General features: G+C 60.6%; 10 protein-coding genes. 9 read left to right on the top strand and 1 reads right to left on the bottom strand.

Annotated elements, in window-relative coordinates; all coding sequences use genetic code 11:
* Window positions 1-975, top strand: a complete 975-nt coding sequence (gene murB, locus ACQY1K_RS10385) for a UDP-N-acetylmuramate dehydrogenase (RefSeq protein WP_113110663.1) — start codon at window positions 1-3, stop codon at window positions 973-975.
* 453 nt (window positions 976-1,428) lie between these two features.
* Here murB and ACQY1K_RS10380 read toward each other — a convergent pair whose 3' ends face one another.
* On the bottom strand, window positions 1,429-2,733 hold the full coding sequence (locus ACQY1K_RS10380) for an MFS transporter (RefSeq protein WP_062581096.1): 1,305 nt from the start codon (window positions 2,731-2,733) through the stop codon (window positions 1,429-1,431).
* A 393-nt stretch (window positions 2,734-3,126) separates the two neighbouring features.
* On the opposite strand from ACQY1K_RS10380, the gene ACQY1K_RS10375 reads away from it, so the two are divergent.
* The 8 genes from ACQY1K_RS10375 to ligA all read left to right on the top strand — a co-directional run bounded on the left by ACQY1K_RS10375 (window position 3,127) and on the right by ligA (window position 14,586).
* Window positions 3,127-4,053, top strand: a complete 927-nt coding sequence (locus ACQY1K_RS10375) for a D-alanine--D-alanine ligase (protein WP_430257296.1) — start codon at window positions 3,127-3,129, stop codon at window positions 4,051-4,053.
* Window positions 4,041-4,961, top strand: coding sequence for a cell division protein FtsQ/DivIB (locus tag ACQY1K_RS10370; RefSeq protein ID WP_062456190.1), 921 nt, complete (start codon window positions 4,041-4,043; stop codon window positions 4,959-4,961). The genes ACQY1K_RS10375 and ACQY1K_RS10370 overlap by 13 nt, the downstream gene beginning before the upstream one ends.
* A complete protein-coding gene (gene ftsA, locus ACQY1K_RS10365; RefSeq protein WP_062581091.1) occupies window positions 4,958-6,289 on the top strand; it encodes a cell division protein FtsA in 1,332 nt (443 codons plus the stop codon). The genes ACQY1K_RS10370 and ftsA overlap by 4 nt, the downstream gene beginning before the upstream one ends.
* An 82-nt stretch (window positions 6,290-6,371) precedes the next feature.
* Window positions 6,372-8,132, top strand: a complete 1,761-nt coding sequence (gene ftsZ, locus ACQY1K_RS10360) for a cell division protein FtsZ (protein ID WP_430257295.1) — start codon at window positions 6,372-6,374, stop codon at window positions 8,130-8,132.
* Window positions 8,133-8,499: 367 nt separating this feature from the next.
* The gene (gene lpxC, locus ACQY1K_RS10355) at window positions 8,500-9,456 is read left to right on the top strand and encodes a UDP-3-O-acyl-N-acetylglucosamine deacetylase (protein ID WP_430257294.1); all 957 of its coding nucleotides are present in this window, start codon (window positions 8,500-8,502) and stop codon (window positions 9,454-9,456) included.
* Window positions 9,457-9,648: 192 nt separating this feature from the next.
* Window positions 9,649-10,515, top strand: a complete 867-nt coding sequence (locus ACQY1K_RS10350) for an outer membrane protein assembly factor BamD (RefSeq protein WP_062456202.1) — start codon at window positions 9,649-9,651, stop codon at window positions 10,513-10,515.
* A 40-nt stretch (window positions 10,516-10,555) separates the two neighbouring features.
* Window positions 10,556-12,229 carry a DNA repair protein RecN gene (gene recN / locus ACQY1K_RS10345; RefSeq protein ID WP_430254132.1) on the top strand — a complete coding sequence of 558 codons (1,674 nt, stop codon included), beginning with the start codon at window positions 10,556-10,558 and terminating at the stop codon, window positions 12,227-12,229.
* Between the two features lie 179 nt (window positions 12,230-12,408).
* Window positions 12,409-14,586, top strand: a complete 2,178-nt coding sequence (gene ligA, locus ACQY1K_RS10340) for an NAD-dependent DNA ligase LigA (RefSeq protein ID WP_430257293.1) — start codon at window positions 12,409-12,411, stop codon at window positions 14,584-14,586.
* The last annotated feature ends 2 nt before the right edge of the window (window positions 14,587-14,588 follow it).

Here is a 14,588-nt window from a genome sequence, read left to right as displayed (position 1 = left end):
ATGAAACAAGTGAATGGGGAAAAGCTGCTGACGTCACTCGGGGACGGCGTCAAGAACCTGCGTGGTCGTCTGACGCCGAATGCACCGATGGATCGGGTCACGTGGTTTCAGGCGGGCGGACTTGCCGAGCTGATGTTCCAGCCGCATGACGCCGAGGATCTCGCGACTTTCCTCAAGATGCTGCCGCAAGAGGTCCCTTTGACCGTTGTCGGCGTCGGCTCCAATCTGTTGGTGCGTGATGGTGGTATTCCGGGCGTTGTGGTCCGTCTCTCTGCCAAGGGGTTCGGCCAGCTCGATCTCATGGGTGACAACCGGATCAAGGCCGGTGCGATCTGCCCGGACAAGCACCTCGCTGCGATGGCGATGGACAATGGTATCGGCGGGTTTGCCTTCTACTACGGCATACCGGGTTCGATTGGCGGGGCGCTGCGGATGAACGCCGGCGCCAATGGCGGGGAGACTGCCGAGCGGCTGGTCGAAGTCCATGCCGTCGATCGCGAGGGCAACGAGCATGTGCTTTCCAACGAGGACATGGGATACAGCTACCGCCATTCATCGGCTTCCAAGGACCTGATCTTCACCCATGCGGTGTTCGAAGGGTACCCGGAGGACCGTGCCAAGATCCGCGCCGACATGGACGCTGTTCGCCAGCACCGCGAGACCGTGCAGCCGGTCAAGGAAAAGACCGGCGGCTCTACCTTCAAGAACCCGGAAGGCCATTCCGCCTGGAGCCTTATCGACGAGGCCGGCGGCCGCGGTCTGATGAACGGTGGCGCCCAGATGTCGTCGCTGCATTGCAACTTCATGATCAATATTGGCCATGCCACCGGCTATGATCTCGAATATCTCGGCGAGATGGTGCGCCAGCGCGTGTTCGACAAATCGGGCATCAAGCTGGAGTGGGAGATCAAGCGCCTCGGTATCTTCATGCCAGGCCGGGAAGTGCGGCCCTTCCAGGGTGCGACGACGGAGTAGCTATAACTAGTCCTTCTTCAAGGATGGGCGAATGACGCTGATACACAACGAGCGAACCAAACTTCTGGCGAATTCGCTGGACAGGCTTTCGACGGCCTGTGTGGCCGCGGGTTTCATAGCTCCGGCTGTCTCGCTTTCCAACGGAGCAGCGTCGGCTGGTATCTCGCTGTCTATCGCCCTTTCGACGCTGGCTTGGATTTCCGGCGGTTTGCTACTACATTGGGGTGCAAGACGTGCTCTTGGAGAGTTGATCTCATGAACGCACCCACTTTCTTCTTCCTGTATGTCCTGCCCTTTGTGATCGCTGGAGCGGGTTGGGTTGCCGTCTTGCTTGCGGAGCGAAGCAGCCGTCGCAAGCACCGGCTACATCCAGGAGAGTGACAGTTCACACAAAAAAAGCCCGCGAAGTCAGAGACTTCGCGGGCTTTTTTGTCATTTTGATTCCGGTTTAGCTTAGACCTCGTCCTTGCCCGACAGGAGGATGCAGACCAGCGTGATCACGGCAGCGATGCCGAGATAGTAGCCGACATAGGCCATGCCGTAATTGGCCTGGAGGTAGGTTGCGATATAGGGCGCGAGCGACGCGCCGAAGATGCCGGCGAGGTTGAAGGTGATCGACGAGCCCGTATAGCGGACCGCGGTCGGGAAGGGAGCGGCCAGTGCCGTTCCGATCAGGCCATAGGTCATGCCCATCAGCACCATCGCCAGTACGACGAACAGGAAGATCATGCCTTCGCCATTGGTCATCAGTGCCGGCAGGACAAACGAGAACAGCCCGATCAGCACCGTCGTCACGATCAGCATCTCGCGGCGTCCGTAGCGGTCACCCAGCTTGCCAACGATCGGAATGAAAATGCCGAACACGATCGAGCCGAGCAACTGCACCTCGAGCGCATCGAGGAACGGCATCTTCAGGATCTTGACGTTGTAGGACAGAAGATAGGCCGAGCCGATGTAGAACAGCACGAAGGTTGCAAGCGCCACGAAAGTGCCAAGCGCCAGGCTGCGCTTGTGCGTGCGGAACAGTTCCACGACCGGGATCTCGACCCGCTCCTGCTTGTCGATCGTCTTCTGGAAGGCTGGCGTCTCGGTGATCGAGAGGCGTACCCAAAGGCCAACGGCAATCAGCAGGATCGATGCAATGAACGGAATGCGCCAGCCCCAGGATAGAAGCGCATCCTGCGACATGAAGTGCAGCAGGATCCAGAACACGCCCGAAGACAGGAACAGGCCGACAGGAGCGCCAAGCTGCGGGAACATGCCGTACCAGGTGCGCTTACCCGGAGGTGCGTTTTCGGTCGCGAGCAGAACAGCACCGCCCCATTCGCCGCCGAGGCCAAAGCCCTGGCCGAAACGGCAAAGCGCCAGAAGCAGCGGTGCTGCCACGCCGATCGTCTCATAGGTCGGCAGCAGGCCGATGATCACGGTGGAAATGCCCATGGTCAAAAGTGCGGCAACCAGCGTTGTCTTGCGTCCGATCCGGTCACCGAAATGGCCGAACACGACGGCACCGAGCGGGCGGGCAAAAAATGCGATCGAGAAGGTTGCGAACGAGGCAAGCAGTGCGGTCGTCGGATCGCTGTTGGGGAAGAACAGCGCCGGGAAGACGAGGACCGCAGCCGTCGCGTAAACGTAGAAATCGAAGAACTCGATCGTCGTGCCGACCAGGCTGGCCGTCAGGACGCGTGCAGGAGAATTCATTGCAACATGCGCTAACGGCTCAGCTGACGGCGAAGCGGGAGGCGTCGCGTTTGTCATACTGATTCCAATTCAGGAGATTTAAATATGCGGCTCTCTAGGAGTACCGGCTGCGACATACAGCAGTTTTCTGACGAGTAAAACAAAAAACGCGCAATAAACGGCACGTTTTCACCCCTGATCCATTGCGATCTTACCGCGCTCGAGCAGCTGTTCGAGCTCCATGTCCCGTGCGGTACCATGCGACCTCAAGTCCTGCATTAACCATTTCAAAATCTAATTTGTGCTTCAATTTCAGCCTGTTGGGTTCTCCCATTAAGGAAAGTAAACGATTTGTTAACCATTTTGGTGCACCAATAGCCTGGCGATCAGATCTGAGAAAGAATTGTTGGTCGTACAAGTTTGGCGCAAGCGATGTCGCTTAAGCCTAAAGCCCTTTTCCGGGAGTGGTTGATGAACGACATGCATGTGGCTGTATTGATGGGAGGGTTTTCCTCCGAGCGGCCGGTCAGCCTGTCTTCCGGCAACGCCTGTGCTGAGGCTTTGGAAGGCGAGGGTTACAAGGTGACGCGGGTTGATGTCGATCGTGATGTCGCAGCGGTTCTTGCCAGCCTGCGCCCGGATGTCGCCTTCAATGCGCTGCATGGTCCCTTCGGTGAAGATGGCACCATCCAGGGCGTGCTCGAATATCTCGAGATCCCCTATACGCATTCCGGCGTTCTGGCCTCCGCTCTCGCGATGGACAAGCAGCAGGCAAAGCACGTGGCTAAGGCTGCCGGTATTCCTGTTGCTGAAGCCAAGGTCATGGATCGCCATGAGTTTACCAATGAGCATCCGATCGCCACGCCTTACGTCGTCAAGCCGGTGCGCGAAGGCTCGTCCTTCGGCGTCGTCATCGTCAAGGAAGGCCAGTCTCACCCGCCGCAGATCATTACCTCGAAGGAATGGAAATACGGCAGCCAGGTGATGGTCGAGCGTTATGTCTATGGCCGCGAGCTGACCTGCGGCGTCATGGGCGACGTGGCGCTGGGTGTGACGGAAGTCATCCCGAACGGTGATGCGTTCTACGACTACGATGCGAAATATGCCGTCGGTGGTTCGAGCCACGTCATTCCCGCACAAATTTCACCAAATATTTACCAAAAAATTCAATCCTTGGCGCTTGAGGCGCATCGGGCAGTGGGGTGCCGTGGCGTCAGTCGTTCGGACTTTCGCTTCGACGACCGGTTTTCCGAAGACGGCGAAGTCATCTGGCTCGAAATCAACACCCAGCCCGGGATGACGCCGACCTCGCTTGTGCCTGAGATGGCTGTTCATGCTGGTCATACTTTTGGTGGTCTCGTCCGTTGGATGGTGGAGGACGCGTCGTGTTTGCGTTGAATAGCAAAAAAGCTGACGATCACGGCCGGGCAAACTATCTCGGCGCTGAAGAGCGTCGTGTACTGCCGCGTCCACTGCGCCGCGTCGTCCGCTTCGGCTTGAGCCTTGCGACGGGCCGCATCCATATCCCTGACCATACCGGCACGTTTGCGACATTCGGTTTCTTCGCAGTCGTCGGCCTCTACGGAATGTCGCTTGGCGGCCATGCCCAGACGGTTGCTCAGGCGACGACGGCTGCCGTCGGTTTCGCCATCGAAGACGTTCGCGTCTCGGGCAATGACCAGACGTCGGAAATCGACATCCTGCAGCTTCTCGGTCTCGACGGCACGACCTCGCTGGTCGCTCTCGATGTCGATCAGGCGCGCCGCAAGCTGTCCGAGCTTCCCTGGGTTCGCTATGCCGAAGTCCGCAAAGTCTATCCGCGCACGATCGAAGTCATGCTCAAGGAGCGCGAAGCTTTCGGGATCTGGCAGAACGGTTCGGATCTCGCTCTGATCGAAAAGAACGGTTCCATCATCGCGCCGCTGCGGGACAGCAAGTTCGCTTCCCTGCCGCTGTTCGTGGGTCGTGAAGCAGACAAGGCCGCATCCGCTTTTGTCGATCAGATGGCTGCGTGGCCGGAGCTTCGCTCGCGGGTAAAGGCGTACGTCCGCGTCGCCGGTCGTCGCTGGGATTTGCACATCGACAACGGCGTTGTCCTGAAGCTGCCGGAAACCCAGGTCGAGACCGCGCTCAGCGTGCTGGCTCGTCTGGAAAAGGAAGAACGGATCCTGGAGCGTGACATCGCTGCCGTCGATCTTCGCCTGCACGACCGCACAACCGTTGAACTTACTTCTGCCGCCACCGAACGCCGCAACGAGGCAGTCGAGGCACGCACGAAGGCGTTGAAGAAGGCAGGAGAGACGTGAGTGTATTCGGTTCTTCCAATTACGGGCTTCCGCACATGAAGCCACTGTCTTCCAAGCGCAGCCACATCGTTTCGGTGCTCGACATCGGCTCGACCAAGGTCGTGTGCATGATTGCGCGGCTGACGCCTAAGCAGGAAAGCCAGATCCTGCCGGGTCGGACCCATCATGTCGAGATCATCGGCATCGGCCACCAGCGTTCGCGCGGCGTCAAGTCCGGCGTCATCGGCGATCTCGATGCGGCGGAAAGCGTCGTCCGTCTTGCGGTTGACGCTGCAGAGCGCATGGCCGGCCTCACGGTCGACAGCCTCATCGTCAATGTTTCTGCCGGTCGTCTGACCAGCGACGTCTATACGGCATCGATCGACCTCGGTGGACAGGAAGTCGAATCGGCCGATCTGAAGCGTGTTCTCGTCGCAGCCAGCCAGAAGTCGGCTCGCCAGGACCGCGCAATCCTTCACTCGCTGCCGACCGGCTTCACGCTGGATGGCGAAGTCGGGATCCGCGATCCGCTGGCGATGTACGGCGATATGCTGGGCGTCGATATGCATGTCGTCACCGCCGAGCGCGTGATGCTGCGCAACCTCGAGCTCTGCATCAACCGGGCGCATCTGTCCGTCGAGGGCATGGTGGCAACGCCATATGCCAGCGGCCTTGCAGCCCTTGTCGACGACGAAGTCGAACTGGGTTGTGCGGCGATCGACATGGGCGGCGGTACGACAACAATTTCGGTGTTTGCCGAGGGCAAGCTCGTTCATACGGATGCGATCGGCCTCGGTGGCCATCACGTCACCACTGACCTTGCACGTGGTCTTTCGACCCGGATCGAGGATGCCGAGCGGATGAAGGTCGTGCATGGCTCGGCCGTCTCCAACGGCGCAGACGACCGCGACATGATTTCGGTTCCACCGATCGGCGAGGACGACCGCGACCAGCCGACCCAGGTTCCACGCTCGCTCGTCACCCGAATCGTCAAGGCCCGCATCGAAGAAACGCTGGAACTGATTCGTGACCGGATCCAGAAATCGGGTTTCAGCCCGATCGTCGGCAAGCGCGTGGTTCTGACGGGCGGTGCCAGCCAGTTGACCGGCCTGTCGGAGACGGCCCGTCACATTCTGGCCCGCAATGTTCGTATTGGTCGTCCGATGGGCATTTCCGGCTTGCCGGCTGCCGCCAAGGGCCCGGCCTTTTCGACGGCCGTCGGACTGATGATCTACCCGCAGGTCGCGGACCTCGAAACACATGCATCCCAGAGCGGCCTGATCGGCTCGCTCGGAAATGGAAACGGCCGTCTCGCCCGCGTCGGGCAATGGCTCAAGGAAAGTTTTTGACCCGGGCTCTGCTCCCGGATCAGAGAAGTTGCAATGAATTGGCCAGCTCGGCAATGCGGCCACGAGAAGAAGGACAGGTACAATGACGATCAAGCTTCAAAAGCCTGATATTACCGAGCTGAAGCCTCGGATCACCGTTTTCGGCGTCGGCGGCGGCGGCGGCAATGCCGTCAACAACATGATCACCGCAGGGCTGGAAGGCGTCGATTTCGTCGTTGCCAATACCGATGCCCAGGCGCTGACCATGACCAAGGCCGAGCGGATCATCCAGATGGGTGTGCAGGTCACCGAAGGTCTCGGCGCAGGTTCGCAGCCGGAAGTCGGTCGCGCTGCCGCTGAGGAATGCCTCGACGAGATCATCGATCATCTTAACGGAACGCATATGTGCTTCGTCACCGCCGGCATGGGCGGCGGCACCGGCACCGGTGCTGCTCCAGTCGTTGCACAGGCTGCCCGCAACAAGGGTATCCTCACGGTTGGCGTTGTTACCAAGCCGTTCCACTTCGAAGGCGGTCGCCGCATGCGGCTTGCCGAACAGGGCATCCAGGAACTGCAGAAGTCGGTCGACACGCTGATCGTCATTCCGAACCAGAACCTATTCCGCATCGCCAACGACAAGACGACGTTTGCCGACGCCTTCGCCATGGCCGACCAGGTTCTCTATTCGGGCGTTGCCTGCATCACCGACCTGATGGTCAAGGAAGGCCTCATCAACCTCGACTTCGCGGACGTTCGTTCCGTGATGCGCGAAATGGGCCGTGCGATGATGGGCACCGGCGAAGCTTCGGGCTCGGGCCGTGCGATGCAGGCAGCGGAAGCTGCTATCGCCAACCCGCTGCTCGACGAGACCTCGATGAAGGGTGCACAGGGCCTGCTGATCTCCATCACCGGTGGTCGCGACCTGACGCTGTTCGAAGTCGACGAAGCGGCAACCCGCATCCGCGAAGAAGTCGATCCGGACGCCAACATCATCCTCGGCGCAACCTTCGACGAAGCGCTGGAAGGTATCATCCGCGTTTCCGTGGTTGCCACCGGCATCGACCGCGCCCATGGCGAAATCGACCTGCGTGCCGCTGAAATGCGCGCAGCCCAGAAGCCGATTATCCGTCCTTCGGCGGCCGTTGCTCCGGCTCCGGCCGCACAGCAGCCTGTCATGATGCAGGCACCGGTTCAGGCCGCAGCGCCTGCGCCAATGGCTCCCAAGGCTGTCGATCCGATCGCCGAGACCATCCGCCAGGCCGAAGCCGACATGGAACGCGAACTGGCTATCCCGCAGCCGGTCATGCATCAGCCTGCAGCGCCTGCGCCGCAGCCTGTCATGCAGCAGCAGCCACCGGCAGAAGAGGCTTTCCGTCCGCAGAGCCGTCTGTTTGCACAGTCCGCACCTGTCGAAGCCGCTCCACAGGTTGCGCGTCCGGCTCCGCAGATGACACAGCAGCCAGCGCCGCGCATGACACAGCCGGTCCAGCAGGAGCCTGTCTACCGCGAACCTGTCATGGAACCGGTCCGCATGCCGAAGGTCGAGGATTTCCCGCCGGTTGTTAAGGCCGAGATGGATCACCGCACCCAGCCTGCCAGCCATGTGCAGGAAGAGCGCGGCCCGATGGGACTTCTGAAGCGAATCACCAATTCGCTGGGCCGTCGCGACGAAGAAGAGCATGTCGAACCAGCCGCCGCACCGGCTCCGGTTCAGCAGCAGCGCCGTCCGCTGTCGCCTGAGGCAAGCCTCTACGCACCGCGTCGTGGCAACCTCGACGATCACGGTCGTTCGGTTCCGCAGAGCTCGCAGCATGACGACGATCAGCTCGAAATTCCGGCATTCCTTCGCCGTCAGTCGAACTGATTTGTAGGAGCGTCGCAGCGTCAGCGCGCGGCGTTCAACAAATGTCTGCAGAGCCCGGGTCGTTGCACCCGGGCTTTGTGTATCCGGACGCCTGAGGCGTTAAGGATTTTGTCCTGGACCTCCGGAAAAGTTGCCTTAATTCAGATTGTTACCCTTAGACGTCCGCGTTTGTGCCTTGAGTCCTAACACCGCGTCATTCTGCGTGTTGGTGGCGTAACAATCCGATACGAACAGTGATTTGGAATGTTAAAGACGCCTGCGTATGTAAGACGATAAGTGATGCTGACATGAACGTTTGAGAGGCGTTGTCGCCGGTATCTAACCAAGCTCGATCCCAGACCAGGGGTCTTGAGAGAAGGCATTAGGAATGACCATCGGATTGCTCGGTTTCCAGACCACCATCGCGGCCCCGGTTTCTTTGACCGGTATTGGCGTGCATTCGGGGTCTCCGGTCAGCATCACATTCCAGCCTGCTGAATCCAATTCCGGTATCATCTTCGCGCGTCAGTTTGATGACGGGTCTTCTGCCGAATACCGCGCCGTCTCCTCTCAGGTTGGTCCGACCGATCTCTGCACGATCCTTGGTTCGTCGCCGGCCGCCTGGGTTGCCACGATCGAACACGTGATGGCAGCACTCTACGCGCTCGGGATCGACAACGTGACTGTCGATGTCGATGGCGCCGAAATGCCGATCATGGACGGCAGCTCCTATCCTTTCATCGATGCGATCGAACAGGTCGGCATCGTCAATCTCAATGTGAAGCGTCGCTACATCCGTGTCATCAAGCCGGTCCGAATCGAATCGGGCGCGTCCTGGTCCGAGTTCCGGCCGCATGATGGTACCCGCTTTGAAGTCGAGATCGATTTCGCATCTCCGCTGATCGGCCGTCAGAGCTGGAACGGTGAACTGACCGCAGCGCGGTTCAAGCAGGATCTTTCACGGGCTCGTACATTCGGCTTCATGCGTGACGTCGAGCGCCTTTGGGCTGCTGGCTACGCTCTCGGTTCGTCGCTTGAGAATTCCGTCGTCATTTCCGATGACGAAACGGTCGTGAACGTCGAGGGTCTTCGTTACCAGGACGAATTCGTGCGCCACAAGACGCTGGACGCGGTTGGCGATCTTGCGCTTGCCGGCGCTCAGTTCATCGGCTGCTACCGCTCCTATCGCGGCGGCCACAAGATGAACGCCAATGCGCTGAAAGCTCTGCTCAACGATCCGACGGCTTATGAGATCGTCGAAGCGCCATCGTCGCGGGTTGCGCGCGTGAGGGCCGGAGATTTCGTTCCGGTCAGCGTCAGTGAACTGGCGCCGTCTTTTGCTTGAATAACAACTCCAGTCGACTTGGCCGCTTCCGTTGGAAGCGGCTTTTCTTTTGAATAGCCATGTGTGCTGCGGTCGGTGCCACAAAAATGCGTTAATGGGTGAGCATTGCGTTGCTCTGCCAATACTTTTATGGCTAGAACGACCTGCTTTCGGGCAGCAGGGCAAAACGGGCGGGACATCGGGAATTGTCGAATGGCGTATGCGAAGGCTGTAGAAATGCGTAGAGCGGCAAGGATCGCACTTGTATCGTTGGTGTTTGCGGGTGCCGGTCTCGGCCTTACCGCATGCCAGTCGGACAAAGACATCGACATCACCAAGCTCGGTTTCGAAAGCGAGTCGCCCGAGGCCCTCTACAATCAGGGCCTTGCCAACATGAAGGCGGGCAATATCGTCGAAGCGAGCCGCAAGTTCGACGCCATCGAGAAGCAGAACCCGTTCACCGAGTGGGGCCGCAAGGCGCTCGTCATGAGCACGTTCAGCAAGTATCGCATGGGCCGCAACGACGAGGCCATCACCGTCGGTAACCGCTATCTCAACCAGTACCCGCGCTCCGCAGATTCGGCCTACGTGCAGTATCTGGTCGGCCTTGCCTATTCCAAGCAGGTCGCCGACGTCACGCAGGACCAGAAGGCCGCCAACAACACGATTGATGCGATGACCAAGGTCGTCCGTGATTATCCCGATTCGGAATATGTCGAGGACGCGCAGGCGAAGATCCGCTTTGCGCGTGACCAGCTTGCCGGCAAGGAAATGCAGGTCGGGCGATACTATCTCGAGCGCAAGGAATATCTTGCCGCCATCTCGCGCTTCCGCAGGGTCGTCGAGACCTTTTCCAATACCAACCAGGTTGAAGAAGCCCTCGCGCGTCTGACGGAAACCTATTACGCGATGGGCATCGTCGAAGAGGCGCAGACCGCCGCAGCCGTGCTTGGCCGCAACTATCCGGACAGCCAGTGGTACGCAGACTCCTACAAGCTGCTTCAGTCCGGCGGTGTTCAGCCGCGCGAGAACAAGGGCTCGTGGATTGCGCGTGCCGGCGCAAAGCTCGTCGGCGCCTGAGACCTTTCAACCAAGTGCCTGACAGGATAGGCGAGGCCGCATGCTGATCCAGCTTTCGATCCGCGACATCGTTCTGATCGAGAAGCTGGACCTTGCCTTCGAAGCGGGCCTTTCCGTGCTGACCGGCGAGACCGGTGCAGGCAAATCCATCCTTCTCGACAGTCTTTCTCTGGCGCTGGGCGGCCGCGGCGACGGTGGTCTCGTGCGCCATGGCGAGGACAAGGGGCAGGTGACGGCGGTCTTTGACGTGCCGATGAACCATTCCGCCCGCAAGCTTCTGCGCGACAACGGCATAGACGACGACGGCGATCTGATCTTCCGCCGTATCCAGTCGGCCGACGGGCGCACCCGCGCCTCGATCAACGACCAGCCGGTCAGCGTGCAGATGATGCGCCAGGCGGGACAGGTTCTGGTCGAGATCCACGGCCAGCACGACGATCGCGCTCTGATCGATACCGGCGCCCACCGCACGCTTGTCGATGCGTTTGCAGGCCTCAACGATGAGGTTCTCTCGGTTTCCCACCTCTACAAATCCTGGCGGGATGCCGACCGGACCCTGAAGACGCATCGCGCCAAGGTGGAGGCCGCCGCACGCGAGGCCGATTATATCAGGGCCTCGGTCGAGGAACTGGAAGCCCTCTCTCCCCGCGACGGCGAGGAGGAGGAACTGGCCGAGCAGCGCTCGAAGATGCAGAAGTCCGAGCGCATTGCCGGTGATATTTCGGAAGCGTCGGAGTTTCTCAACGGCAACGGTTCGCCCGTGCCGTTGATCGCCTCCATGGTGCGCCGCCTCGAGCGCAAGAGCCACGAGGCGCCTGGCCTGCTGGAAGAGACCGTCGAGCTGCTGGATCAGGCGCTGAACCATCTGTCGAACGCACAGATGGAAGTCGAAACGGCGCTTCGCCGGACCGAGTTCGATCCGCGTGAATTGGAACGGGTCGAGGAACGACTGTTCGCCCTGCGCGCCGCCGGCCGCAAATATTCGGTCGCCGTCGTCGATCTTCCAGCGCTTGCCGAGAAGATGGTGGCTGACCTTGCCGATCTCGATGCCGGCGAGGAACGGCTGGGTGAGCTGGAAAAAATCGCGGCCGCTGCGAAAGAGGAATTCGATCGGGCGGCACTCGTTCTCTCTGACAAACGTAAAGCGGGCGCGGAGACGTTGGCCGAAGCGGTGATGCAGGAATTGCCGGCGCTGAAGCTGGAGCGGGCCCGCTTCATGGTCGAGGTGACCGCCAATCCGGAGGCTGCGGCAGCCGAGGGTATCGATACGGTCGAATTCCATGTTCAGACCAATCCGGGCACACGCCCCGGGCCGATCATGAAGGTCGCGTCCGGCGGCGAGCTGTCGCGCTTCCTGTTGGCGCTCAAGGTGGCGCTTGCCGATCGCGGCTCGGCACCGACGCTCGTCTTCGACGAAATCGACACTGGTGTCGGTGGTGCGGTGGCGGATGCGATCGGCCAGCGGCTGAAGCGTCTGTCGGGCACTGTGCAGGTGCTCTCGGTCACCCACGCGCCGCAGGTGGCGGCTCGTGCCGCGACGCATCTTCTGATCTCCAAGGGTCCGGCCGGCGACGGTTCCGACAAGATTGCCACACGGGTGGCGACTATGGCGCCTGAAAACCGCACCGAGGAAATTGCCCGCATGCTGGCCGGCGCTTCGGTAACGGACGAGGCGAGGGCGGCCGCCAGAAGCCTGCTTGCGGGCAAGAGCTAAACGGTTATCCGGCAGTCGCGGGAGCGTGCGGTCAGGCTCACCCGGACAGGGCGTAACGCAATCCGGTATCCCGAAACGATGCTGTATTTCGTGGCGTTCAGTCACAGGCGAGATGGGCGCTGCTTCTTCCAATCTTCTCAAATTGCACTAGAAATGCCGTTGAAGATGGAGATTCCCGCATGGCCGCCGACCAGACCCCGACCGAGACCCCTGTTGATGACTTGACGGAACAGGCAGCGGCTGATGAGCTGGAGCGACTGGCGCGTGAACTTTCCCATCACGACGAGCTCTACCATGCCAAGGACGCGCCGGAGATTTCCGATGCCGATTACGACGCGCTGAAGAAGCGTAATGCGGCGATCGAAGAGCGTTTCCCGCAACTGATCCGGGCCGATTCGCCGTCCATCAAGGTTGGTGCGGCACCTCTGCCGACGTTCGCACAGATCACCCATTCGCGACCGATGCTGTCGCTCGACAATGCCTTCGCCGACGACGACGTGCGCGACTTCGTGAACTCCGTCTACCGCTTTCTCGGTCAGTTGCCGGACGGCTCGATCGCCTTTACGGCCGAGCCGAAGATTGACGGGTTGTCGATGTCGATTCGCTACGAGAACGGGATCCTCGTCAATGCCGCGACCCGTGGCGATGGCACGACGGGTGAAAACGTCACTGCCAATATCAAGACGATCAAGGAAATCCCCAACAAGCTTCCGAAAGGCGTTCCCGCGGTCGTCGAGGTTCGCGGCGAAGTCTATATGGGCAAGAGCGATTTCCTGGCGCTCAATGCGGAGATGGAAGCGAAGGGCAAGCAGCTCTACGTCAATCCGCGCAACACGGCGGCAGGCTCACTGCGCCAGCTCGATGCCAAGGTGACGGCCAGCCGCAAGCTGAAATTCTTCGCCTATGCCTGGGGAGAGATGTCCGAGCCGAACGATCTGCCGACCACGCAATACGAGATGGTGCAGACCTTCAAGGACTGGGGTTTCCCGGTCAATCCGCTGATGAAGCGGCTGAATTCACTCGAGGATATTCTCGGCCACTACCGCGAGATCGGCCTCGAGCGTCCCGAACTCGACTATGATATCGACGGTGTCGTCTACAAGGTCGACCGGCTCGATCTGCAGGCGCGCCTCGGTTTCCGCTCGCGCTCTCCGCGCTGGGCGACGGCCCACAAATTCCCCGCCGAGCAGGCGTTCACGACGGTCGAGAATATCGACATCCAGGTCGGCCGCACCGGCGCGCTGACACCGGTGGCGCGATTGACCCCGATCACCGTCGGCGGCGTGGTCGTTACCAACGCGACGCTGCATAACGAGGATTATATCAAGGGCATCGGCAATTCCGGCGAGCGGATCCGCGAAGACGATCACGACATCCGCATCGGCGACACGGTCATCGTGCAGCGTGCCGGCGACGTCATCCCGCAGGTTCTCGACGTGGTCATGGAAAAGCGGCCGGCGGATGCCAAGGCCTATGAGTTTCCGAAGAAATGCCCGGTCTGCGGCAGTCATGCGGTGCGCGAGAAGAACGAGAAGACCGGCAAGCTCGATTCGGTCACCCGCTGCACCGGCGGCTTCGTCTGCCGTGCGCAGGCGACCGAACACCTGAAGCATTTCGTCTCACGCAATGCCTATGACATCGAAGGGCTTGGGGCAAAACAGGTCGACTTCTTCTTCGAGGCGGAAGATCCGGCGCTGCAGATCCGCACTGCGCCCGACATTTTCACGCTGAAGAAGCGTCAGGAAACATCGAAACTGCTGAAGCTCGAAAACATCGACGGGTTCGGCAGGATCAGCGTCCGGAAACTGTTCGACGCGATCGACGAGCGGCGCTCGATCGCGCTCAACCGCTTCATCTACGCGCTCGGCATCCGCCATGTCGGCGAGACGACGGCGAAGCTTCTGGCGCGCCACTACGGCACCTACGAGGCCTTTGCCGAGGCCATGAAGGACGCGGCCAGTCTCTCCGGGGATGCCTGGGCTGACCTCAACAATATCGAGGGCATCGGCGAGATCGTCGCCCGCGCCATCGTCGAGTTCTTCAAGGAGCCCCGCAATCTCGACGTCGTGACGCGCCTCCTCACCGAGGTGACGCCGCAGGCGGCAGAACAGATCGCGGCCTCGAACAGCCCGGTTGCCGGCAAGACCGTCGTCTTCACCGGCTCGCTGGAGCGGTTTACCCGCGACGAGGCCAAGGCCCGTGCCGAAGGGCTCGGCGCCAAGGTGGCCGGTTCCGTTTCCAAGAAGACCGACTACGTCGTTGCCGGCCCCGGCGCCGGTTCCAAGCTCGACAAGGCCAGGGAACTCGGTGTCGAGGTGATGACGGAAGACGAGTGGCTGACGCTTATCGGTAGCTGAGC

The sequence above is a fragment of the Neorhizobium sp. IRS_2294 genome (genome assembly GCF_050500145.1).
Taxonomy (GTDB): domain Bacteria; phylum Pseudomonadota; class Alphaproteobacteria; order Rhizobiales; family Rhizobiaceae; genus Neorhizobium; species Neorhizobium soli.
The sequence above is the reverse complement of the archived record's forward strand: the minus strand, read 5'-3'. Positions and strand labels throughout refer to the sequence as shown.